25 protein-coding genes are annotated in these 22,330 nt (G+C 67.8%); 18 read left to right on the top strand and 7 right to left on the bottom strand.

Annotation, left to right across the window (positions count from 1 at the left end):
• Positions 1-472 precede the first annotated feature (472 nt).
• Positions 473-1,369 (top strand): radical SAM protein, encoded by an 897-nt coding sequence (locus tag Mspo_RS09630; RefSeq protein WP_159729164.1) that lies wholly within the window; start codon positions 473-475, stop codon positions 1,367-1,369.
• A gap of 153 nt (positions 1,370-1,522) precedes the next feature.
• Entirely contained in the window at positions 1,523-1,963 is a 441-nt protein-coding gene (locus Mspo_RS09625) for a VOC family protein (protein ID WP_159729162.1), read from the top strand.
• A 46-nt stretch (positions 1,964-2,009) separates the two neighbouring features.
• On the opposite strand, the gene Mspo_RS09620 is transcribed toward Mspo_RS09625, so the two are convergent.
• The gene (locus tag Mspo_RS09620) at positions 2,010-2,255 is read right to left on the bottom strand and encodes a hypothetical protein (protein WP_244613283.1); all 246 of its coding nucleotides are present in this window, start codon (positions 2,253-2,255) and stop codon (positions 2,010-2,012) included.
• 481 nt (positions 2,256-2,736) lie between these two features.
• Between Mspo_RS09620 and Mspo_RS09615 the strand changes: the two genes are divergently transcribed.
• Together Mspo_RS09615 and Mspo_RS09610 are read left to right on the top strand one after the other, a co-directional pair.
• Positions 2,737-3,123 (top strand): hypothetical protein, encoded by a 387-nt coding sequence (locus Mspo_RS09615; protein WP_159729158.1) that lies wholly within the window; start codon positions 2,737-2,739, stop codon positions 3,121-3,123.
• A 79-nt stretch (positions 3,124-3,202) separates the two neighbouring features.
• A complete protein-coding gene (locus tag Mspo_RS09610) occupies positions 3,203-3,853 on the top strand; it encodes a DedA family protein (RefSeq protein ID WP_159729156.1) in 651 nt (216 codons plus the stop codon).
• A gap of 204 nt (positions 3,854-4,057) precedes the next feature.
• On the opposite strand, the gene Mspo_RS09605 is transcribed toward Mspo_RS09610, so the two are convergent.
• The 3 genes from Mspo_RS09605 to Mspo_RS09595 all read right to left on the bottom strand — a co-directional run bounded on the left by Mspo_RS09605 (position 4,058) and on the right by Mspo_RS09595 (position 6,012).
• Positions 4,058-4,393, bottom strand: coding sequence for a DUF1640 domain-containing protein (locus Mspo_RS09605; protein WP_159729154.1), 336 nt, complete (start codon positions 4,391-4,393; stop codon positions 4,058-4,060).
• Positions 4,394-4,503: 110 nt separating this feature from the next.
• Entirely contained in the window at positions 4,504-5,409 is a 906-nt protein-coding gene (locus tag Mspo_RS09600; RefSeq protein WP_159729152.1) for a bifunctional helix-turn-helix domain-containing protein/methylated-DNA--[protein]-cysteine S-methyltransferase, read from the bottom strand.
• Positions 5,410-5,514: 105 nt separating this feature from the next.
• Positions 5,515-6,012, bottom strand: coding sequence for a DUF2244 domain-containing protein (locus Mspo_RS09595; RefSeq protein ID WP_159729151.1), 498 nt, complete (start codon positions 6,010-6,012; stop codon positions 5,515-5,517).
• A 44-nt stretch (positions 6,013-6,056) separates the two neighbouring features.
• Here Mspo_RS09595 and nth point away from each other — a divergent pair, with 44 nt between their 5' ends.
• The 5 genes from nth to Mspo_RS09570 all read left to right on the top strand — a co-directional run bounded on the left by nth (position 6,057) and on the right by Mspo_RS09570 (position 11,021).
• Positions 6,057-6,746 carry an endonuclease III gene (gene nth, locus Mspo_RS09590; protein ID WP_159729149.1) on the top strand — a complete coding sequence of 230 codons (690 nt, stop codon included), beginning with the start codon at positions 6,057-6,059 and terminating at the stop codon, positions 6,744-6,746.
• Positions 6,747-6,982: 236 nt separating this feature from the next.
• Complete coding sequence (locus tag Mspo_RS09585; RefSeq protein ID WP_159729147.1) at positions 6,983-7,609, top strand: L,D-transpeptidase; 627 nt, start codon at positions 6,983-6,985, stop codon at positions 7,607-7,609.
• A 240-nt stretch (positions 7,610-7,849) separates the two neighbouring features.
• Entirely contained in the window at positions 7,850-8,542 is a 693-nt protein-coding gene (locus Mspo_RS09580; protein WP_159729146.1) for a glutathione S-transferase family protein, read from the top strand.
• Entirely contained in the window at positions 8,440-9,669 is a 1,230-nt protein-coding gene (gene queG, locus Mspo_RS09575) for a tRNA epoxyqueuosine(34) reductase QueG (protein ID WP_244613287.1), read from the top strand. The genes Mspo_RS09580 and queG overlap by 103 nt, the downstream gene beginning before the upstream one ends.
• Before the next feature lie 119 nt (positions 9,670-9,788).
• Positions 9,789-11,021, top strand: coding sequence for a hypothetical protein (locus tag Mspo_RS09570; RefSeq protein WP_159729144.1), 1,233 nt, complete (start codon positions 9,789-9,791; stop codon positions 11,019-11,021).
• A gap of 8 nt (positions 11,022-11,029) precedes the next feature.
• Here the strand turns inward: Mspo_RS09570 and Mspo_RS09565 are convergent, their stop codons facing one another.
• Together Mspo_RS09565 and Mspo_RS09560 are read right to left on the bottom strand one after the other, a co-directional pair.
• The gene (locus tag Mspo_RS09565) at positions 11,030-11,341 is read right to left on the bottom strand and encodes a hypothetical protein (protein ID WP_159729142.1); all 312 of its coding nucleotides are present in this window, start codon (positions 11,339-11,341) and stop codon (positions 11,030-11,032) included.
• 154 nt (positions 11,342-11,495) lie between these two features.
• On the bottom strand, positions 11,496-11,825 hold the full coding sequence (locus Mspo_RS09560; protein WP_244613281.1) for a hypothetical protein: 330 nt from the start codon (positions 11,823-11,825) through the stop codon (positions 11,496-11,498).
• Positions 11,826-12,160: 335 nt separating this feature from the next.
• On the opposite strand from Mspo_RS09560, the gene purD reads away from it, so the two are divergent.
• The gene (gene purD / locus Mspo_RS09555) at positions 12,161-13,435 is read left to right on the top strand and encodes a phosphoribosylamine--glycine ligase (RefSeq protein ID WP_159729139.1); all 1,275 of its coding nucleotides are present in this window, start codon (positions 12,161-12,163) and stop codon (positions 13,433-13,435) included.
• Positions 13,436-13,464: 29 nt separating this feature from the next.
• Entirely contained in the window at positions 13,465-14,274 is an 810-nt protein-coding gene (locus Mspo_RS09550; RefSeq protein ID WP_159729138.1) for a class I SAM-dependent methyltransferase, read from the top strand.
• Positions 14,275-14,337: 63 nt separating this feature from the next.
• Here Mspo_RS09550 and Mspo_RS09545 read toward each other — a convergent pair whose 3' ends face one another.
• Entirely contained in the window at positions 14,338-14,856 is a 519-nt protein-coding gene (locus Mspo_RS09545) for a PaaI family thioesterase (RefSeq protein ID WP_159729136.1), read from the bottom strand.
• A gap of 309 nt (positions 14,857-15,165) precedes the next feature.
• Between Mspo_RS09545 and Mspo_RS09540 the strand changes: the two genes are divergently transcribed.
• The 7 genes from Mspo_RS09540 to Mspo_RS09510 all read left to right on the top strand — a co-directional run bounded on the left by Mspo_RS09540 (position 15,166) and on the right by Mspo_RS09510 (position 22,269).
• Positions 15,166-15,666 (top strand): helix-turn-helix domain-containing protein, encoded by a 501-nt coding sequence (locus Mspo_RS09540; protein WP_159729134.1) that lies wholly within the window; start codon positions 15,166-15,168, stop codon positions 15,664-15,666.
• A 141-nt stretch (positions 15,667-15,807) separates the two neighbouring features.
• The gene (locus Mspo_RS09535; RefSeq protein WP_159729132.1) at positions 15,808-15,954 is read left to right on the top strand and encodes a hypothetical protein; all 147 of its coding nucleotides are present in this window, start codon (positions 15,808-15,810) and stop codon (positions 15,952-15,954) included.
• 1 nt (position 15,955) lies between these two features.
• Complete coding sequence (locus Mspo_RS09530; protein WP_159729130.1) at positions 15,956-16,957, top strand: TonB family protein; 1,002 nt, start codon at positions 15,956-15,958, stop codon at positions 16,955-16,957.
• On the top strand, positions 16,914-17,630 hold the full coding sequence (locus tag Mspo_RS09525) for an ABC transporter ATP-binding protein (protein WP_159729128.1): 717 nt from the start codon (positions 16,914-16,916) through the stop codon (positions 17,628-17,630). The genes Mspo_RS09530 and Mspo_RS09525 overlap by 44 nt, the downstream gene beginning before the upstream one ends.
• The gene (locus Mspo_RS09520; protein ID WP_159729126.1) at positions 17,627-20,086 is read left to right on the top strand and encodes an FtsX-like permease family protein; all 2,460 of its coding nucleotides are present in this window, start codon (positions 17,627-17,629) and stop codon (positions 20,084-20,086) included. Before Mspo_RS09525 ends, Mspo_RS09520 begins: the two co-directional genes overlap by 4 nt.
• A complete protein-coding gene (locus Mspo_RS09515) occupies positions 20,076-21,134 on the top strand; it encodes a lipocalin-like domain-containing protein (RefSeq protein ID WP_159729124.1) in 1,059 nt (352 codons plus the stop codon). The genes Mspo_RS09520 and Mspo_RS09515 overlap by 11 nt, the downstream gene beginning before the upstream one ends.
• Positions 21,135-21,264: 130 nt before the next feature.
• Entirely contained in the window at positions 21,265-22,269 is a 1,005-nt protein-coding gene (locus Mspo_RS09510) for a hypothetical protein (protein WP_159729122.1), read from the top strand.
• Positions 22,270-22,330: the final 61 nt, after the last annotated feature.

Below are 22,330 nucleotides of genomic sequence, written 5' to 3'. Positions count from 1 at the left end.
AGTCGCCAAACTCAGGACTGGATTAGAATCAATGTCATGCGCTTGTACAACCAATTTTTGTGCCGGACAGCCGTGCGCTTGTCGCGGCCATCCACGCCGGCGCGCCGAGGCGTCTCGGAAGTCTGGCGCGACGCCGAAGCTCCGGCGGCGCCCGAGGCGGGATGAACCTATCGATGGCGGACGCTTTCCTCCTATTTCTCAGCTGCTTGGCGTAGATGGCCGGGACAAGCCCGGCCATGACGGCGGCAGGGTCTCGCGATGTGGGAATCCGATGGCGGGCATCGCGTCGGCTCGAATTTCGCCGATGCGTCACGAACGGAAATCTCACCGAGCCGGCATGTTTCCGTTCCCTCCTCCTCGCGCTAGAGCGCTTTCCGCTCGAATCGTTCGAGCGATCAGAATTCGCTCCAGGCAAGAAAAGCTAGACCGGAATCCGATCCAATCGGATCGGATTCCGGTCTAGACTCGCGCCATGACCGACGCCCCCATCCGCTATGTCGAGCCCGTCTTTCGTCCGCCGAGCGAAGCTCAGTCGCTGATCCTTCCCGTGACCGACGGCTGCTCGTGGAACCGCTGCGCCTTCTGCGAGATGTACACCGCGCCGCAGAAGCGCTTCCGGCCGCGCGACGAGGCGGAGGTGATGGAGAGCATAAGGCGCTGCGGCGAGCGCTACGGCGGCTCGGTCACGCGCGTGTTTCTCGCGGATGGCGACGCCATGACCTTGTCCACGCGCCGGCTCGCGGCCATTCTCGAGGCGATCCGCCGCGCGCTGCCCGGCGTGCGCCGCGTGTCGAGCTACTGCCTGCCGCGCAATGTCGGCCGCAAATCCGTCGCGGAGCTGCGCGCGCTCGCCGAGCTCGGCCTGTCGCTCGTCTATGTCGGAGCGGAATCGGGCGACGACGACGTGCTCGCGCGCGTCGAGAAGGGCGAGACCTTCGCCTCGACGCGGCAGGCGCTGGAGAAGCTCGGCGAGGCCGGAATCAAGCGCTCCGTGATGATCCTCAACGGGCTCGGCGGCGCGTCGCTGAGCGGTCCGCACGCCGCCAATTCGGCCGCGCTGATCAACGCCGCTCAGCCGGAGTTCCTCGCCACGCTCGTCGTCGGCTTTCCCGAGGGAGAGGCGCGTTTCCGCGCCAAATTCCGGGATTTCGAGCCGCTCGACGTTCCCGGGCTGCTGCGCGAGATGGAGGCGTTCCTCTCGCGGCTCGAATTGAAGCGAACCGTTTTCCGCAGCGACCACGCCTCCAATTGGCTGGTCCTGCGCGGCGCGCTCGGCGCGGACAAGGCGCGTCTGCTCGCGCAATTGCGCGCCGCCATCGCTGCGCCGGAGGAGGCGCCGCTGCGCCCGGCCTGGGCCCGCGGCCTCTGAAGCTTCGCATCACGCGGGGGCGTGCGCCGGAGCGGCCGGACGCCGGCTCGGCGTCATAAACGCGTCGAGACAAAAGCCGAGGCTGTTTCCATGTTTCAATGAAACACGGAAAGACTTTATTCTCGCCCCTCCACCGCACAAAGGCGCGCAACCATGCAATATCTCCACACGATGATCCGCGTCGGCGATCTCGACCGCTCGCTGGACTTCTTCTGCGGCAAGCTCGGCCTCGTCGAGACGCGCCGCGCCGAGAATGAGAAGGGCCGCTACACGCTCGTCTATCTCGCCGCGCCGCAGGACCTTCCGCAGGCGCAGGGCGCGGGCGCTCCGCTCGTCGAGCTCACCTATAATTGGGACGAGCACGAATATTCGGGCGGCCGCAATTTCGGCCATCTCGCCTTCGCCGTCGACGACATATACGCCGTCTGCGCGCGCTTGCAGCAGGCGGGCGTCACCATCAACCGGCCGCCGCGCGACGGCCATATGGCCTTCGTCCGCTCGCCGGATCAAATCTCGATCGAGCTGTTGCAGAAAGGCGCGCCGCTGCCGCCGGCGGAGCCCTGGAGCTCCATGCCCAACGTCGGCGCCTGGTGAGGCGCGGCGCGCGGCCGGAATCCGCGGCCGCGCGCGCCTTCGATCGTCAGTAGTAATAGAAGTAGCGGCGACGGCGCCGGTAGCGCGGCCGATAATAGCGCCGCCAATAGCGGCGACGATAATACCACTGGGTCTTTTCGACGTGTGCTTGCTCGATATCCTCCTGCGTCGCCACGGCGGCTTGCGGCGCGGGCTCGGGCGCGAGGGGCGCGTCGAGCGGCGCGACGGAGGTCAACGCCTGCGAGGGCCCCGCGGCGAGGGCCGCCGCCGCTCCGACAACGAGAAATTTCATAAAAGCGCGACGTTCCATCGACCTTCCTCCAATCGACATCCCCCAATGAAAGTCGCCGCGAGCGGCGCGGACCCGCCGTCATCGATGACTTTCCTTTCAAAAATCTCGCCGCTTCGACCCGCGGCAAGGTCTTTGCCGCCCCGGCCCTCTGGACAAAGCGGAACGCGATGAAACCTTTTCACTTCTACGACGTTTTGCTTACGCGGCGCCGGGCGGGACGCCGAAACGATACAATAGATTCCGAATGAAGCTCGGATTTGCGTCGATATAGCGGCGAAGACAGCCGAGGGGAAAGACTTCGAGAAATCTGGTCCGGCTTTTGCGTATCCGACCCTTGCGTATGGGCGAGAAACATACGCAGGGGCGGCGTTCGGGGACATAAGCCGACAATGCGGGCGCGCAGGGGCCGCAAAGATACGGGATTATCGAAATGCATTTCGACGGAGCAGGAGAGTTTCGTTCGCAGGACGGAGAAAAGGTCATGCTCGTCACCGATCTGATCCATTCATGCTCGAACGACAAGGTCGCGCAGGCGGCGACCAGCTGCATCGGGGGCGTCTTTGCGGAAAGAGTGCGCGCCGTGGCGCAGGAGAACGGCGTCAGCGAAGGTCGTTTCGTGGCCGTGGTGGTGCGCGATTTCGCGCTGCGGGCGGGTGAGACGGAGCGGGCCCAGCTCGCGCGCGAGATGGCCGGCTGCGATCAGCCGATATTGAGCGGGCTTCGCAGAGTGGTCGAGAAGGCATTGGAGGGCGGCGCGCAATTCGCCGACGACGTGAAGGCCTTAAGCCCGCCCTTCCTCCAGCGCGGCGGCGGCCTCTCCTTCGACGGGATCGCCCGGCTGCGCGCCGCGCGTCTCGACGCGCGCTGACGCCGGTCGCGCGCCTCTTGCGCGAGGCCTATCCGGCGGCGACAATCCCGCCCCTCGGTCGAAATGGCAGGGGCGGCGAATGTCGGGACTGATCGACGAAGCTCAGATCATTTCTATTCTGACGACCTATGGCTATTGGGCCATATTCTTCATCGTCGCGCTGGAGAGCGCCGGAATTCCGCTCCCCGGCGAGACGACGCTCGTCGGCGCGGCGATCTACGCCGGCCATACCGGCAATATGAGCATTTTCATGATCATGCTGGCGGCCGCGGCGGGCGCGATCGTCGGCGACAATATCGGCTTCTGGATCGGCCGCGAATTCGGCGTCAACCTATTGATGCGCTACGGCTCCCATATCGGGATCGGGCCGCCGCAATTGCGGCTCGGGCAGTATCTCTTCATGCGCTGGGGCGGCGCGATCGTCTTTTTCGGCCGGTTCATCGCGCTATTGCGCATATTGGCGGCCCTGCTCGCCGGCGCCAATCGGTTCGACCCGCTGAAATTTCTTTTCTACAACGCGTCGGGCGGCGTTTGCTGGTCGCTGGTCTTCGGCCTCGGCGGCTATGTGTTCGGCGCCGCCATCCATCGCGTCGCCGGGCCGCTCGGCTGGATCGGCCTCGCCGGCGCCGTCGCCGGCGTCATCGCGCTGTGGCGCTATTGGAAAATCCACGAGGAGCGGCTGATTCGCGAGGCCGAGGCGCATTTCGAGCGGATCGACCGGCGCCGTTGACGGCATGTCCGTTCTTTTCGGCTGCGCGAATCTCGTCAGTCGAGAGCGTTTCCAGCCGAAGTGGACGCCTGTTCGGCGTCGGAAACCCGTCAAACAAAAGCTTAGAAACGCATTCGGACGAATCATGCCCGAATTCGCTCTAAAAGCTCTTTGAATTCGCATGTTCTTCTCCGAAAACCGCTTCGTACTTTTCGGGAACATGCTCTAGCTATGCGCCATCCTGGCGAGCGCCAGTACGGCGCCGAGAATGACGAGCGTCTGAAAGCCGATCGTTCCGAACAGCCATTTGATGATCTCGGCCTTGGTGGCCTCGATCTTGGCCTCGAGGCGCAACTCGGCCTTTTCGATCTTCGTCTCGAGGTCGGTCTTCACAACGGCGAGATCGGCCCTCACGACGGCGAGATCGGACTTTGTCGCCAGTTCCTGGCTTGTCGCCTCGGCGAAAGCTTCGGCGGTCGCCTTGGCCTGTGCGTGCGGCACGCCGGCGGCCTCGAGCTTCTCCACGAACTTCAACGTATCGAATGCGACGGCGGCGCTCATGTGGGGGACCTTGTCGAACCGCCCGGAATATGGCGCGTCTCGGCCTTGGCGTCCAGCAGCTACGGCTGTTCCCGAAAACTGCGAAGCATTGTCGGAAAAGCGCATGCGAATCAAATGGCGCTACGCGAGGGCGACGGAGCGCGCGCGATCCGTCCCGCCTCCCAGCCGATGATCGCCTGCTTGCGCGTCAGGCCCCAATGATAGCCGGTCAGCGCGCCGCTCGCGCCGAGCACGCGATGGCAGGGCACGACGAAGGAGACGGGATTGCGTCCAACGGAGGCGCCCACGGCCCGCGCGGCGCCCGGCTTGCCGAGACGGCGCGCGATCGCGCCATAAGTGGTCGCTCGGCCCATTTCGATCGAAAGCAGCGCCTCCCAGACCGAAACGTCGAATTCGGAGCCGATGAGCACGAGGCGCAAGGGCCTTTCCGGCCACCATTCCGCCGGGTCGAAGGCGCGCCGCGCAAAAGGCGCGGTCGCGTTCTCGTCCAGCGAAAATCGCGCTTTCGGCCAGCGGCGGCGCAAATCCTCGAGCGCCGCCTCGCGCGCGCCGTCCGCGAAGCCGAGGCCGGCGAGGCCCCGCTCCGTCGCGACGAGAATCGCCTCGCCGAAGGGCGAGGGATGGAAGCCGTAGCGCATGTCGAGCCCCTCGCCTTTGCGCTTGAACTCGCCCGGCGTCAGCGATTCGTGGGTCACGAAGAGATCATGCAGCCGGGACGGTCCGGAGAGGCCGAGCGAGAGCGAGGCGTCGAGCAGGCTGCATGGCCCGTCGAGCAGAGCGCGGGCGTGGCGCAGCGTCAGCGCCTCCAGAAACTCCTTGGGCGACAGCCCAGCCCAGCGCCGGAACAGAGCGCGCAAATGCTGTTCGGAGACGCGAGCGGCGCGCGCCATCTCCTCGACCGAAGGCTGCCGGCGCCAATTCTCGCCGATGAAGTGGATCGTCCGCGCGACGGCGGCGTAGTCGTCGCCGAGCCACGGCTCCGGGGCGGGAAGACAGGGTTGGACGGCGAGGGCCATGCGCGCATCATCGCCCGCGGCGGGCGCCGCCGCCACCCGAAAACGCGCTTCACACTTTGACGCGTTTCCGACGCCGAACCGTCGTCCGCTTCGGCTGGAAACGCTTTACGAATGGAAAGGCCCGCGCTTCGCTTCCGCCAGCGCGCGGGACAGCTCCGCGGCGAGCGCCGCCTTCTGCTCCGGCGCCAGAAATGCGCCGATCTCGACGCGCTCGCCGCGCGAGACGAGGAGCACGCGCTGCGTGCCGAACTCCTCGTCCGTCTCCGCCTCGAGCCGCAGCCAATAAGTGTCGAAACGCCGCTCCTGCCGCGCGCCATAGGGGCTCGCCTTCACGATCGCCAGCTCGAAAGGCGTCAAGCGCAGGCTCTCGAAGGCCTCGGCCGAGCGGAAGCTCACGCGAAAGGCGACATAGAGCGCCAGCACGTCGAGCCCCATGAAGCCGATCACCGGCCAGGCGCCGAGAATAAAGAAGGGGAGCGACAGCACGCAGGTCCCCGCGCCGAACAGCAGGATGAACAAATGCGCCTGCCGTGGCGTCATCGAGCGATGCGGGATGAGCCGCGCTTGATAAATGGCCGTCGTCGAAGGAGCGCTCGCCGTCACGTCGCCGCCTTTCGTTCTCCGAGACGTCGAGTTATAACGCCTTTATGCCGAACGGAAAGAGCTCGCTCGCAAAGGCGCGGTGCCCCGCGTCGCCGCGCGGCCGCGAGGCTGCGCGAATCGAGGAGATTTTCACGCGCCTCGAGGCGGCCGACCCCCATCCCAAAGGCGAGCTCGAGCATGTGAATGTCTTCACCCTGCTCGTCGCCGTGGTTCTTTCGGCGCAGGCGACCGACGCAGGCGTCAACAAGGCGACGCGCGCGCTGTTCAAAGTCGCCGACACGCCGGAAAAAATGCTCGCGCTCGGCGAAGACGGGCTGCGCGAGCATATCAAGACGATCGGCCTCTATCCGACCAAGGCCAAGAATGTCATCGCCCTCAGCGCGCAGCTCATCGAGAAGCACGGCGGCGACGTGCCCTGCGACCGCGAGGCGCTGCAGGCGCTGCCCGGCGTCGGCCGCAAGACGGCCAATGTCGTGCTCAACATCGCCTTCCATGTTCCGGTGATCGCGGTGGACACGCACATCTTCCGCCTCTCCAACCGGCTGCCGCTCGTTTCAGGCAAGACCGTCGAGCAGGTGGAGGCGGGTCTCGAGAAAATCGTGCCCGAGCGCTTCAAGCTGCACGCGCATCACTGGCTCATTCTGCACGGGCGCTATGTGTGCAAGGCGCGCCGGCCGGAATGCGAGCGCTGCATCATCGCCGATCTCTGCCGTTTCGAGGGCAAGACGATCTGAGGACGTCGGATATTGCGCTCGGGTGAGGGTGAGGCTTTGGTCTTGCTCCTCGAACCCGGCTTCGGACGACGCCGGCAAGCGTCATATTCTTCCGTGTTCTGCTCTCCAGTTTTCTGCTCTCCAGCGTCCTGCTCGTCCCGCAACCTCGGCGCGCTCTGTGCGCCGACGCACGAATCTGCGCCCGCGTTCCCGCTACACCGGAGCCATCGAACATCCGGACGAGACGGGAGGACGTCATGAGCTCACGAATTTCGGCCCGCGGCGCCGAGGCCGCCTTTTTCGCCGCCGTCGCCGCGACCGCGGTTTCCTGCGCTCCAGCGGCCCGCGCCGAGAGCAATCCTTTCCTCGCGCTCTTCGAGGGCCGCTCCGTCGCGGCGCAGACGGAGGATGCGCGCGTCGCCCGCGAATATCCGACCTCGACCCGCGCGATCGTCGAAGACCCGACCGGTCAGGCGCCCGGAACCATCACCGTCGACACCAAAAACCGCCTGCTCTATCTCTCGCTGCCGGACGGGCGCGCGATCCGCTATGGCGTCGGCGTCGCCCGCGAGGGCTTCGCCTGGAGCGGCCAGACCCGCATCGGCCGCATGGCGCAATGGCCCGATTGGACGCCGCCCGCGGCCATGCTGAAGCGCCGGCCGGACCTGCCGCGCCATATGGAAGGCGGCGAGAACAATCCGCTCGGCGCCCGCGCCCTCTATCTCTATTCGGGCGAGCGCGACACCATGTTCCGCATCCACGGCTCCAACGAGCCCTGGTCGATCGGACAGGCGGTCTCCTCGGGCTGCATCCGTATGCTCAACGAGGATGTGGCCGACCTCTTCGGCCGCGTGAAAATCGGCGCGCAGGTGATCGTGCTGTGAGCGCCAGGGCCGCGAAAGAGAAACGAATCATTAACGCCGCCCATAAAAAAGGCGGGTGGCGGACAGTGTCGCAGGCGCCGGAGGAGGTCGTCGCGAAGCACATTATTTTCAATGAGGTGGAGCCGTTTCGCGCCGCCGCGGCGCATAATCTCTGCGCTTGTGGCGGCGCACGCGCCGACTTATACGGTCGGCTCCGCTTCGGTTCCACGATCCGGCGTTTCGCCGTCACACCACGGCTCCATGCCCACTCTCTATCATCATCCGCTCTGCCCCCATTCCCGCTTCGTGCGGCTGATTCTCGCCGAATATGGGATCGAGACGACGCTGATCGAGGAGCGGGCGGCGGAGCGGCGGCGGGAGTTTCTGACGCTCGACCCGGCCGGCCGGACGCCGCTTCTGGTCGACGACGACGGGACCGTGATTCCGGGCGCGAGCGTCATCGTCGAATATCTCGAGGACTGCCTGCCGAGCGATTTCAGCGGCCTGCGGCTGATGCCGCGCGGCCTGCGCGAGCGCGTCGAGACGCGCCGGCTCATCGACTGGTTCAACGGCAAATTCTTCGACGAGGTGACGAATTTCCTGGTCACGGAGAAAGTCTACAAGCGCTTTCTCGCTCTGGAGATCGGCGGCGGCGCGCCGGACATGGATCTGCTGCGGGTCGCGCGCGCCAATCTGCGTCCCCATATCCGCTACATCGGCTATCTGACCGAAGCGCGGCGGTGGCTTGCGGGCGAGTCCCTGACCTATGCGGATTTCGCCGCGGCGGCCCATCTCTCCTGCGTCGACTATCTGGGCGACGTGCCATGGGACGAAGACGAGACGGTCAAGCACTGGTATCAGCGCATCAAGTCGCGGCCGGCCTTCCGTCCCCTGCTGGCCGATCGCACACCGGGCATGACGCCGGGGCCGGTTTACGCCGAGCTGGACTTCTGAGCCTCGAGGAGCGGCTGCGCCGCCGCGCGGCCGAGCTCGGCCTCGACCTCTGCGCCATCACCAGCGCGAGCGCGCCGCCGCAGACGGGCGCGCATCTCGCCGAATGGCTCGCCGCCGGCTCCCATGGCGACATGGGCTGGATGGAGGAGACCGCCGATCGCCGCGCTTCGCCGAAAGCGCTCTGGCCGCAGGCGCGCTCCATCGTCATGCTCGGCGTCGATTATGGCGCGGCCGGCGACCCGCTCGCGATTCTGGGCAGGCCCGAGCGCGGCGCGATCTCCCTCTACGCCCGTCGGCGCGACTATCACGAGGTCGTCAAGGGAAGGCTGAAGCAGCTCGCCTCCTACCTGCTGGCGCAGGCCGGCGGCGGCGAGGTCAAGGTCTTCGTCGACACGGCGCCGGTGATGGAGAAGCCTCTGGCCCAGGCCGCCGGGCTCGGCTGGCAGGGCAAGCACACCAATCTCGTCTCGCGCCGCTTCGGCTCCTGGCTCCTGCTCGGGGCGATCTTCACCGATCTCGCGCTGGAGCCCGACGCGCCGGAGCGGGACCATTGCGGCTCCTGCCGCAAATGTCTCGACATCTGCCCGACCAAGGCCTTTCCGGCGCCCTATCGGCTCGACGCGAGACGCTGCGTCGCCTATCTCACCATCGAGCACAAGGGCCCGATTCCGCGCGAGTTTCGAGAAGCGATCGGCAATCGCGTGTTCGGCTGCGATGATTGTCTTTCCGTCTGCCCCTGGAACAAATTCGCCCGCGGCGCGCGGGATGCGAAGCTCGCCTTGCGCGAGGAGCTCTCCGCGCCCCGCCTCGCCGATCTCGCCGCGCTCGACGATTCGGGGTTTCGCGCGCTGTTTGCCGGAACGCCGGTCAAGCGGCTCGGCCACGCGCGCTTTCGCCGCAATGTCGCGATCGCGATCGGCAATTCGAACATCCCGGCGCTCGCCGCCGCGGTCGAGCCGATGCTCGCCGATCCCTCGCCGCTCGCGCGCGGCGCCGCCGTGTGGGCGCTGGCGCGGCTCCTGCCTGCGGAAGACCTTTCCGTACTCGCCGGGAAGGCTCTCCCGAAGGAGGGGGACGCTTGCGTACGTGAGGAATGGGCAAAAGAGACACACCTTCCGAAAAAGTGACGTCGCGGCGCAGATTGCCGCGGCGCAACGGCGGCGCGTCCATGGATTCGCCGAAACACAAACATTAGAATTCTCCGCGCCGCCTGCCGGGCGGGCGCCCTATGCCGAACGCCGCCGCCATGTCCAATGTTTCGCGACGCACAATTGACGATCCGGCCGCCGAGGCGGCGCGCCTTCTCGCGCGTCTCAGCATCATGCTGCTGTTCATCATCTCGCAGCTGGCGCCGATCCTGACGCGGCAGACCGTCTATATTCTGCTGCCCATCGGCGCCGCTCTGCTGCTGCTCTCGGCGAGCCTCGCGCCGGAGACGCGCCGCTTGCGCGAGATCGCCGTTCTGGCGCTGACGCCGACCGCATTCGCCGCTTTCTTCTTTGTCGGCTGGACGGGCCTGTCGCTCGCCTGGACGCCCTTCGGGGCCGGCCCGGCCGAGCGATTCGCCAAGAGCGTCGCCACTCTGGCGCTCGTCGCCGCCGCTTGCGCGCTGCTGCCGGCGCGCACCAAGACCTCCAACCTCAATCTGCTGCCCATCGGCACGGCCGCCGCCGCCGCCGCGCTCGCCGCCGTCGCCCTCGTCTCGGCGAGCGGCGGCGGACAGCCGGTCGATCTCGACAGCAACGCCTTGCAGCGCGCCGGCCTCGGCCTCGCGCTGGCGATCTGGCCGGCGCTCGGCGCGCTGGCGCTGCGCGGGCGCTGGGTGTCGGCCGCCGTCGTCGCGCTCGTCAGCGTCGCCGCCTGTCTGTTGGCGCGGGCGCCCAATGCGCTGCCGGCGCTGATCGTCGGCGCGCTCGTGCTGACGCTGTCCTTCGGCAAGGCGCGACGCGCCGGCTCGCTGCTGGCGATCACCGCCGCGGGCTTGATCCTGCTCGCGCCGCTGGCGCCGATCCTCATGCATCTCGCCGCGCCGGAGCGCCTGCCCGCTTTCGCGGCGCCGCTCGAGACTTGGGGGCGAATCATCGCCAGTGACGGGCCGCGGCTCTTCATCGGCCATGGCTTCGGCGCGGCCGTGTTCGGCGTCGCCGGGCATTATCTCTATCCGGACACGCCGCGCAGCCTGTTGTTCCAGGTGTGGTTCGACCTCGGAATTCTCGGCGCCTTCGGCCTCGCGGCGGTCGTCGCGCGCGCCTTTTACGTCATCGGCCGGACCCGGCCGGTGCTCGCGCCCTTCCTGCTCGGCGGATTGGCGACGGGGCTGACGATCTGCGTCCTCGGACCGGCGGCCGAGCAGCTCTGGTGGCTGACGCTCGCCGGCCTCGACGCCATCGCCTTCGCGCTGGTGCTGAAAGGCCAATTCCGCACGCGGCGTCCGCGCGTCGAGCCCAATTGGGGCATGGGCCGCATCGTCGTCCGATAGGGGCGCGCTCACTGCGGGCAGGCGATTCCGCGGGCGACGCTGAACTGGCCGTCGGCGCCCTCGACGCGCGTGACCGCGAGCACGCAATCCTCGTCATCGGGGCCATAGGCGCGGCCGACCAGAATGGCCGGCCCGGAGCCGAAGGGGCGCAGCGCCGTCGCGCTGTCGCCGAAGCCGGCGCGCTCCATGGGAAAAGCGGGAGCCTCGGAGCGCGCGCCGAACGACGGCGTGGCGGCAATAGCCGCGCCAAAACCGGCGGCGAGGGTCACGCCGACGACAATTCTCGAAAGGGTCGTGGAGGGGTGGCTCGATGCGACCATGATTCGACGCTCCCGGCGAGGGGCCGACGGGAGCGAAGAACTCTCGCCTCGGCGTCGGCCGCGCCTCTCATGGGCTGTAACGCGGCGACGACGTCGAAGGTTGCAGGAGCCATGGAATCGCAAAGGCGAGCCGGAGCTTCGCGCTCCGCGCGCCTTACTGGCAGACGCGGGTGGGGCGATAGCCGATCACGACGCCGAATTCGTCGAACACCGGGCGACGCTCGCGCCAGCAGCGATAAGGCGGCGGCGCCTCATAGACCGGCGCCGGATAATAGGCGGGCGCGCCATAATAGGGCGGCGGCGGAGGCGGAACCGGATGCGCCGCGCTGCCGGCGAGCGCGCCGAGCGCGAAGCCGCCGATGCCCGCCGCGATCGCCGCTCCCGGATCGCCCGCGGCGGCCGGCGCGGCCGTCACGATGGGCGCGACGCCGAGGCCGAGCGCGACGAGGACGCCCGCGATTTTCCGTGCCGAAATCTCCTTCATGACTCTCTCCATGACCCTGGGACGTCGCCCGGAACGGCCCCGTCTCCCGCGTCGCTCCTTTGCGCGCGCCGCGCGCGCCGATGAAAACCAGAAAACGTAAATGAACGGCGAAAACGTGGCCGTGAAGCGCAGGTCCGCGGGAATTTCAAGCCGTCGGGCCGCAGCGCGCCGGCGCCGCTGCTTCGGGCGAGTCTCGTGAACAGAAAACGCAGCGCGACGCGCGCGTCTTTGCGACGAATCGCCGGGCGCTGCATAGGCGTCGGCGAGCCGCCCTCTTCCGTCTGGAGGCGCGAAGCCCTAATGAAGGGCCAGACGTCGCTTATCCGGAAAACAGGATGAATGTTCTCCTCATCGGCTCGGGCGGTCGCGAACATGCGATCGCCCGGACTCTCACGAAAAGCGCGCGCCTTTCGCGTCTCTACGCCGCTCCTGGCAATCCCGGAATGGCCGAGGTCGCGGAGCTCGTTCGTCTCGACGCTGCGGATCATGACGCCATCGCGCGCTTCTGCGCGGAAAAGAACATAGAGCTCGTCGTCGTCGGGCCGGAGCAGCCGCTCGTCGAAGGGCTCGCCGATTCTCTGCGCGCGCGAGGCGTCGCGGTGTTCGGCCCGTCCAAGGCCGCTGCGCGGCTCGAAGGCTCGAAAGGATTCGTCAAGGATCTCTGCCGGGCGAACGCCATTCCGACCGCCGATTACGAGCGCTTCGACGACGAGACGAAGGCGCTCGCCTATCTGCGCGAGAAGGGCGCGCCGATCGTGGTGAAGGCCGACGGCCTCGCGGCCGGCAAGGGCGTCGTCGTCGCCGAGACGCTCGCGGAGGCCGAGACGGCGGTCAGGGCCATGTTCTCCGGCGCCTTCGGCAAATCGGGCGCGGAAGTGGTCATCGAGGAAAAGCTCGAGGGCGAAGAAGCCTCCTTCTTCGTGCTCTGCGACGGGACGCGCGCGCTGCCCTTCGCCTCGGCGCAGGACCATAAGCGCGCCGGCGACGGCGACACGGGGCCGAACACCGGCGGAATGGGCGCCTATTCGCCGGCGCCCTGCTTCACGCCCGAGACAGAGGCGCGCGTGATGAGGGAGATCGTCGCGCCGACGCTGCGCGCCATGCGCGAGATGGGCGCGCCGTTCCAGGGCGTGCTCTTCGTCGGGCTGATGCTGACCAGCCGAGGGCCGCAGCTCATCGAATTCAATGTGCGCTTCGGCGATCCGGAGACGCAGGTCATGCTGCCGCGCCTCGAGGACGATCTGCTCGAGCTCATGTTCGCCTGCGCGACGGGCGCGCTGCCCGAGCGGGCGATCCGATTCTCGCCGAAGGCCGCGCTCACCGTCGTGCTGGCGGCGCAGGGCTATCCGGGAACGCCGCTGACCGGCGCGGAAATAAACGGCCTCGCGCGGGCCGGCGAGATCGCGGGCGTCACCGTCACCCACGCCGGCACGCGGCGGGAGGGCGACAAGCTCCTCGCCGCCGGCGGGCGCGTGCTCAACGTCACCGCGCTCGGCGATTCGGTTCGCGAGGCGCAGGCGCTCGCCTATCGGGGCGTCGACGCGATCGACTGGCCAGAAGGCTTTTGTCGCCGTGATATCGGCTGGCGCGCGATCGAGCGCGAAGCGTAGCGCGAGCGCGTATTTCATGAGGAGGCCGCATGGACAAGATCGCGCCCAATCTCACCGGCGTGCCGGAGACCATGTTGTGGACGCTGCACAATCGCGCCGGCGAGGCGTTGCGCGAGGACGGCCTGCTGCATGATCCGAAGCTCGTCGAAATCTATCGCGCGCTCGATTACGACTATGAAGCCAGTTTCGGCGAAGCGCGGCCCTCGCACGCCAGTCGCGCCGTCGTCTTCGACAATGAGCTGCGCGCATTCTTGAATGCGCATCCGGACGGCGTGATCGTCAATCTCGGCGAAGGGTTGGAAACGCACAGGTTCCGCATCGCCGATTCCGGGGAGGCGCTGTGGATCACCGTGGATCTGCCGGAGTCGATCGCCATACGCGAGCGCTTCATAGAGCCCGACGAGCGCCATCGCCATGTGGCGCTGAGCGCGCTCGACCGCCGCTGGTTCGACGAAGTCCCGCCGGGGCGCGCCGTCTTCATCACGGCGCAGGGGCTGTTCATGTATCTTCCGCCCGAGGAAACCGCATCGCTCCTGCGCGACATGGCGCAGCGCTTTCCGAAGGCGCGGCTGCTGTTCGACCATGTTCCGCGCTGGCTCTCGAAAGCGACGCTGAAAGGCCGCAGGCTCACGCCGAATTTCACCATCCCGCCCATGCCCTGGGGAATCGACCGCAGCGAGATCGAGCCCACATTGCGAAGCTGGGCGGCGACCGAGACGGTCGAGTCCTTCGATTACCGCTTCTATCGCGGCTGGCGCGGACTCTTATTCGGATGGCTCTCGCGCTTCGCTTTCTGGCGCGAGCGCATGCCGGCGATCACGCGCGTGACATTCGGCTGACGCGCGGCCGAGTCAGCGCCGGGCCGGCGGCGCGCAGGGTCGAAGAGCGATTCCTGCTCGCTTTCAGGAGGCGGAGAATGGCGAAGCGTCCGGCGCGCGGGAGGCGGAGAAAATCATGCAGGTCGTCGTCGCATGAGCGAGCAGCCGCTGGCGCGCGTCGAAGAGCCGCGCTTCCGCCGTCGCGACGCTGCGGCCTTGATGCAGCACTTTTCCCTCGGCGCAGATCGGCTCGGCGGAAGCAAAGATCGCGCGGGTGAAATTCACCTTGAACTCGAGCGTCGTGTAGAGCTGTCCCGGCGGCAGCGTCGTATGCACGGCGCAGCTCATCGCCGAATCGAGCAGAGCGGCGACATAGCCGCCATGCACGGTTCCGAGCGGATTGTAATGTCGCTCGTCCGGCGTCGCCGTGAAGACGACGCGGCCGCTCTCGAGCTCGATCGGACGGAAGCCGAAGTAGAGCATCAACGGCGGGACCGGCAGCGCGCCCTCGCCCATGGCTCTGACGACTTCCAATCCGCTCACCTGGCGCAGCCGCTCGAGCGGCAAGACGCCTGCGGCATAGGTCTCTGTTTCGTCGGACATGAGTCCGCTCCCCTCTGGCGCGACGAAACTGCGTCATATATTTGGTTTCGTCAAGAGACCAAATAAATTCGGGAGGGCTCCGAATTCAGGTTAACGAGCAGACATGTTTCCAGCGTCATGCCCGCGCTTGTCGCGGCCATCCACGCCGCGACGACTCGGAAAGCTGAGAACATGAGCGGAACAACGCCGCCTCTTCTCCCCGCGTATCGCAATGTCTCGGCGTGGATGCCCGCGACAAGCGCGGGCATGACGCGGCTGTATAGGAGTTGTCAACCTGGATTCGAAGCCCTGACCAACTCGGCGAGCGCGATGAGAAACGGCCAGTTCCCCTCCCAAACCTGTTCCGTGGCGCGCGCGCTCGAGATCGTCGGCGAATGGTGGACGCTGCTGATCATCCGCGAGGCCTTTTTCGGCGCGCGCCGCTTCGGCGAGTTCGAGCGCAATCTCGGCGTCGCCAAAAATGTGTTGAGCGAGCGTCTGGCCAAGCTCGTGGCCTGCGGGGTGATGGAGCGCGTCGAGATTTCCGGACGCGGCAATCCGCGCGACTATCGCCTGACCGAGAAAGGCCGCGACCTCTTCCCCGTTCTGGTCGCGCTGATGCAATGGGGCGACCGCTGGGCCGCGCCGGCGGGCGCGCCGCTTCGCCTCTTCGATCCGGAGACCGGCGAGGAGATCGCCGCAATCCGGGTGACGGGCGCAAAGGGCAAGCCGCTCGCGCCGGAGGAGGTGCGGATCGAGCCGGGCCCGGGAGCCGACGAGAGGGTCGCGCGCCGCTTCGGCGCGGCCGCGTCGGGAAAGCTCCCGAGATGACCGCGCGCCGGCGAGCGGCCTATCCTTGCTGCGGCGCAACGAATCGCCCGTGGTCGGCCGGCCGAATGCGCTCGAACGGGGGGTTGAACCTGCGGCCGGTTTCGTGTGAATGCTCCTCGTCTCCTTCGGATCGTCGGCTCGATGACGCGCATCTTCTCCATCGTCGCGCCCGGCGTCGCCGGCATGTCTCGCGGACCGGAGGGCGGGCCGCGCTTCCATCCGGGCGGATCGGACGCAGGACGCTCGCCGTCGATTTTCCGCAATGCGGCGTTCGAATGTCGCCTGTGACATGAGCTTCAGAGCGGACCCGGCCGAACGTGCGATAGCGCCGCCCGAAAACGAGGCGTCCGCGAAGCGCCCGCTCGCGCCCATTATCCTGTCGGTTCTGGCGCATATCCTCATCGTGGCGGCTTTCCTGCTCGAGCAATTGCTGCCGACGAACGAAAATTCGCCGCAGGAGCAGGAGATTCCGCTGGAGGTGGTCGCCGAGGCGCCGCAGCCGCGGCCGCCCGAGGAGCAGCCTCGACCCGAGCCCGAGCAGCCCGAGCCCCAGCCCGAGCCCGAAGAAAAGCAGAAGCAGGAGCCCCCGCCGCCGCGGAAATTCGTCGATGACGACAAGCCGGCCTTCGACGCGCCGCGCGCGTCGAATCAGGAGACGGTCGAGCGCGACGCGCCGGATCAGGAGACGAAGGCGCAGCGCCGTGATGCGCCCAATGAGCAGCGCGCCGCCAAGCCCTCGCCGGAGAAGTCCGCCGATCCGCAGATGCAGCAGGCCGCCAAGGCCGCGCCGAGCCCCGCGACGCCGAAAGCCGACGAAGACAAGCCCGACGCCGAAATCGTCGAACATGCGGAAGAGCAGAAGGAGGCGCGGCTCGACGCGCTGCGGGGAGAGCTCGACATAAAGGCCTCGCCCGAGCCCAAGCCCAAATCCGTCGCCGATCAGCTCGCCTCGCTCGCGCCGCTGCCGGATTTCAAGCTCGGCGGCTCCTCCAAGCCCGCTCCGGTCAGCGGCGGCACGGCGAAGACCACCTATCTTTCCATTCTGTTCGGGCTCATCATGCGGCATATGCATGTGCCGCCGTCTCTGCGCAACAAGACGACGCCCAATCACGGCGTCGTCGTGTTCTACATCGACGAATCGGGACATCTCACCCATCAGGCGGTCTATCGCTCGAGCGGTTTTCCGGAGCTCGACAGCGCCGCGCTCGCCGCCGTGCGCCACGCCGCGCCTTTTCCCGCGCCGCCCTATGGCCATCCGCGCGGAGTCCAATTCCACTTCGATCCGAAATGAGGGAGCGCAATCTCTGCTGCGTGTTTCGCGCCTTTCCAAATCCTACCCCGGGCCGCAAGGGGCGCTGCCCGTGCTGCGCGGCGTCGACCTCGCGCTCGACGCCGGGACGAGCCTCGCGCTGATGGGCGAATCGGGCAGCGGCAAGAGCACGCTGCTGCATCTCGTCGCCGGGCTCGACAGCGCCGACGACGGCTCGATCCACATCGACGGCCGCGAGACGACGGCGCTCGATGACGAGGGCCGCGCCGCGCTGCGCCGTCGCACGCTCGGCGTCGTGTTCCAGCAGTTCAATCTCGTGCCGAGCCTCACCGTCGGCGACAATCTCTCTCTGCAGGCGCGGCTCGTCGGGCGCCATGACCCCGCTTGGAGCGACAGGCTCGCGCAGCGCCTCGGCCTCGAACATCTGCTCGACCGCTATCCGGAGCAATTGTCGGGCGGCCAGCAGCAGCGCGTCGCGGTCGGCCGGGCGCTGGCGCCGCGCCCGCGGCTGCTGCTCGCCGACGAGCCGACCGGCAATCTGGACGAGGCGACCGGCGACGCCGTGCTCGACCTTCTGCTCGAGCTCTCCGCGACGGCGGGCGCGGCGGTGCTGATGGTCACCCATAGCGCGCGGCTCGCCGGAAGGCTCGATCGCCGCGCGCGGCTCGTCGCCGGAAGGCTCGTCGCGCCATGACGCAGTTTCTCTACGCTCTCGCCGCTCTCACGAGCCATTGGCGCCGGCGCCCCGGCCAGCTCGCCGCGCTCTTCGTCGGGCTCGCCGTCGCCACCGCTCTTTGGAGCGGCGTCGCGGCGCTGAACGATCAGGCGCGCCGCAGCTATGATCGCGCGGCCAACGCGCTCGGAATCGGCGCCGCGCCCGGCCTCGTCGCGACCAATGGCGGATCATTCTCGCAGGAGATGTTCGTCGCGCTGCGACGCGCGGGCTGGAAGGTCTCGCCGCTTCTCGAGGGAATGATCCGCCTCGGCGACAAATCCTATCGCCTGCTCGGCGTCGAGCCGCTGACGCTGCCGAAAAATTCGCGCGACGAGCTGCCGGAGGGCGAGAGCCTCGAGCAATTCCTCGGCCCGCCCGGCCGCGCGCTCGTCGCGCCGCAGACCTTGCGCGCTCTGGGCCTCGGCGAGGGCGCGGCGCCGACGCTCGGCGACGCGGACAGGCTGCCGCCGCTCGCGATCGAAAAAAATCTCGCGCCGGGCGTGATCGTCGTGGACATAGGCGTCGCGCAACGCCTGCTGCATCGCCCGGGGCGTTTGTCGCGCCTCCTCCTCGCCGAGGAGCCGGCGGCGAACGCGACGCCGCTGGCAAGCCTCGCCGGCGACGCTCTGCGCCGCGTCGAAGCGGACGAGGCGCCGGAGCTCGCCAGGCTCACCGACAGTTTCCATCTCAATCTCACCGCCTTCGGCCTTCTCGCCTATGTCGTCGGCCTCTTCATCGCGCACGCCTCTTTCGGCCTCGCCTTCGAGCAGCGCCTGCCCATCATGCGCACTCTGCGCGCGATCGGCGCGTCGCTGCGCGCGCTCGCTTGCGCGCTCGTCGCGGAGCTCGTGCTGCTCGCGCTTCTCGCGGGCGCGGCGGGAATGATCGGCGGCTATCTCGTCGCCGCCGCCCTGCTGCCGGACATGGCCGCGAGCCTCGAGGGCCTCTATGGCGCCGAGCTCGACGGCCGTCTCGGCCTCGCGCCCAACTGGTGGGCGTCCGGAATCGGCATGGCGCTCATCGGCGCCGCCGTCGCCGCCGCGAGCAGCCTCGTCAAGACATTGCGCCTGCCCGTGCTCGCCATTGCGCAGCCTTTCGCCTGGCGCGAGACGCAACGCCATTGGCTATCCCGCCAAGCGGCGCTCGCGGCGCTGGCGCTCGCGGCCGCCGCAGCGGCGCTTCTCTTCGGCGACGGGCTCGAGGCGGGCTTCGTCTCCATGGCGGCACTGCTGCTCGGCGCGGCGCTCGCTTTGCCCCTGGCGCTCGCCGCTCTGCTGCGGCTCGGCGAGGCGCGCGCGCGCGGACCGCTCGCCAAATGGTTCTTCGCCGATGCGCTGCAGCAGCTCCCCGGCCTGTCGCTGGCGCTGATGGCGCTGCTGCTCGCGCTCTCGACCAATATCGGCGTCGGCTCCATGGTCGAGGGCTTCCGCCGCACTTTCGCGCAATGGCTGGACGAGCGCCTCGTCGCCGAGATCTATTTCGAAGCCGCGAGCGAGAAAGAGGCGCGGCGCATCGAGACATGGCTCGCCTCCCGCGAGGACGTCGCCGCCGTCCTGCCGCTCTGCAAGGTGAAGACGACGCTTCGGTCCTGGCCTGTCGACGTCATCGGCGCGCCGCCGCACGAGACGTTCAGCGGGCATTTCCCTCTGGAGTCGCGCGCCGACGCTTGGGATCGCGTCGCGCGCGGCGACGGCGCGCTCGTCAGCGAGCAGCTCGCGCGCCGCCTCGCGCTTTCGCTCGGCTCGTCGCTCGATCTGCCGACGCCGAGCGGCGATTGGCGGCTCGAGATCGTCGGCATCTATCCCGATTACGGCGCCGCCAAAGGTGGGGCGCGCGTCGATCGCGCGGCGCTGTCGGCGCGCTGGCCGGATGCGCGCCGCCTCGACTACATGCTGCGCGCGCGGCCCGAGGACGCGCCCGACATCATGCTCGCGCTACAGGCGCAATTCGGCGCGGGGATCGCGCGCATCATCGATCAGGCGGCGCTGAAGGAACGATCGATGACCATATTCGAGCGCACCTTCGCCGTCACCGCCGCGCTGGACGCGCTGACGCTCGTCGTCTCGGCCATCGCGCTCTTCGCGAGCCTCACGACTCTCGCCGCCGCGCGCGTGGCGCAGCTCGCGCCGCTCTGGGCCGCCGGCGTCTCGCGTCGCAGCCTCTCTTGGTTCGAATTCGCGCGCGTCACCCTCTTCGCGGCGGCGACGGCGCTCGTTTCCGTGCCGCTCGGCCTCGCGCTCGCTTATGATCTCGTCGCCGTCGTCAATGTGCGCGCCTTCGGCTGGCGCTTGCCCTTTCATATGTTTCCGTCGCAATGGCTCGAAGTCTTCGCGCTGGCGCTCGTCACCGCGGGTTTGGCCGCGCTCCTGCCCATTCGCCGCCTCGCGCGCATCGCGCCGGCGTCGCTGCTCGCGGTCTTCGCCAATGAACGCTGAGCGATTTTTCGGCCTTCTGCTCATGCTTTCGCTCTGCGCCGCGCCGCAAGCGCGCGCCGCCGGATTCGCCGGCCTCGGCGACGAGGCGCAGGGCTTCGCCGAGCCCGCGCCGGGCCACGCCCTCGTGTTTCCGCGCGATCATGGCGCGCATCCCGAATTTCGCATCGAATGGTGGTATCTCACCGCCAATCTGAAAGACGAGTCGGGCCGCGCCTATGGCGCGCAATGGACCTTGTTCCGCCATGCGCGCGCGCCGCGCGAAGGCGAAGGCTGGGACGATCCGCAAGCCTTCGTCGCCCATGCCGCGGTGACGACGGAGAGCCTGCATCTCTTCGCCGAGACGCACGCGCGCGGCGGCGTCGGACAGGCTGGCGTCGAGACCGCGCCGTTCCGCGCCTTCATCGACGACTGGAGCTTTACCGCCGCGCGAGCGAATCTCTCCGGCGGCGAGATCGCGGCCTTTGGCCCTCGCTTTCGCTACCGCCTCGCGCTCGCCGCCGAGAAGCCGCTGGCGCTGCATGGCGAAGCGGGTTTCAGCCGCAAGGCCGAGAGCGGACAGGCCTCCTATTACTACAGCCAGCCCTTCTACTCCGTCGAAGGCGCGCTCGCGATCGACGGCGTCGAGCGCAAGGTGACAGGCCGCGCCTGGATGGACCATGAATGGAGCAGCCGACCGCTCGCGGGAGACCAGAAGGGCTGGGACTGGTTCTCGCTGCATCTCGACAATGGCGCCGCGCTCATGCTGTTTCGCCTGCGCAGCGACAAGGCGCCTCCCTTTCACGCCGGCAGCTTCATCGGCGCAGACGGCGCGACGCGCGCGCTCGCGCGCGACGACATATCGCTCGAGCCGCTCGAAGAGAGCCTCGTCGCCGGCCGCCTGCTGCCGACGCGCTGGCGCCTGCGCGTTTCGAGCCTTCATCTCGACATAGACACGAAACCGCTCAATTCGCAGAGCTTCATGGGAACGAGCGTCGGCTATTTCGAAGGGCCGATCTCCTTTTCCGGCTCGCAGAGGGGCGAAGGTTATCTCGAAATGACGGGATACTGAAGCTCGGCCGCGAAGGTCGTCGCCGAAGCTTGATCCCATCGTCATCGGCTCTATCCATACTCGGGTTCGCTTCTTCTGACGCAACGCTCTCGCCGGCGCGTCCGGCGGCGCTCGCCAAGGGGATTTTCTCATGTATCTATCGCCGACCTTTTTCCTCGACCTCGGCCTGCGCACGATCACGCGCAACCCCTTCTTCAGCCGCGATCGTCTGACGCTCGCGGAAGGCGAGAGCGATTTTCGCCTGCTCGAGGGGCAGGAAGGGCTCGTCGTCACGCTCGGGCCGAACACGGCCTTTTTCGATCGTCCGAATCGTTCCGTCTGCCGCTGGCCCGGCGTCAAGACGATCCCGCGCCAGAGCCCGCACGAGATGCCGCCGCGCTCCTTCTTCGCCAATGAAGGCCGCGCCTTTCTGCAGATTTTCTGCGGCGGCGGCGATGTGCGGCTGAACCGCGTCACGACGCTCGGCGAGCAGCGGCAGATCTTGCTCTCCGCCGGCGACGGCAAGGTCGTCGAGAAGATCGACCTCGCCGAGCTCGCGCGCGAAGGCGCGCCCGCGTTGAAGTTTCTTCAACCCGCCTATCTCTGCTCTTCCGCCGAGGTGGCGATCCGCTCCGTTCCCTGCGATGCGGCGACCATGAGCTGGGCGCGCGCGCCTTATGTCTATCGCACGGAGGAGCTGGAGAATGCGAGCGGCCAGGCGATCCTCTGCCTCTCCGGCCGCACCATGGTGTGGTGCGAAAGGCTGGAGCCCGGCGAGAGCCGCGATTTCGCGCTCGGCAATGTCATCGCCGCGACGGCGAATATCGACTCCAAGCTGCGCCCGACGAGCCAGTGCCATCCAGATGACGAGGACACTGCCCCGTCGCAGCTCGGCGACGCGCCGGCGGCCGCCGCAGCGAAGCCCGATCTGCGCGGGCGGCTGCGCGAGTTCGTCGCCGCGACGCGAATTTTATTCGAATCCGTGCGCGCGCGGGAAGGCGTGCTCGTTTGCGAATTGACCAATCGATCGCGGCGGCCCGCCTATGTCTATGTGCAGCTCAACAAGGACGGGCTCTATGGCGGCTCGGGTTTCGTCGGCTTCATGGTGAAGCTCGTCTCCGCCTTCTTCCGCCTCTCGCATCTGCCGCTGCGCTGACGACGCGACCGGCGTCGACGCGGCTTTGCGCAACGTCGTTGCGAGCGAAGCTCGCAACGAC

Source organism: Methylosinus sp. Ce-a6 (assembly GCF_009811655.1).
Classification (GTDB): Bacteria; Pseudomonadota; Alphaproteobacteria; order Rhizobiales; family Beijerinckiaceae; genus Methylosinus.
Note: the sequence above shows the minus strand (reverse complement) of the source record. Positions and strands in the feature narration are given on the sequence as shown.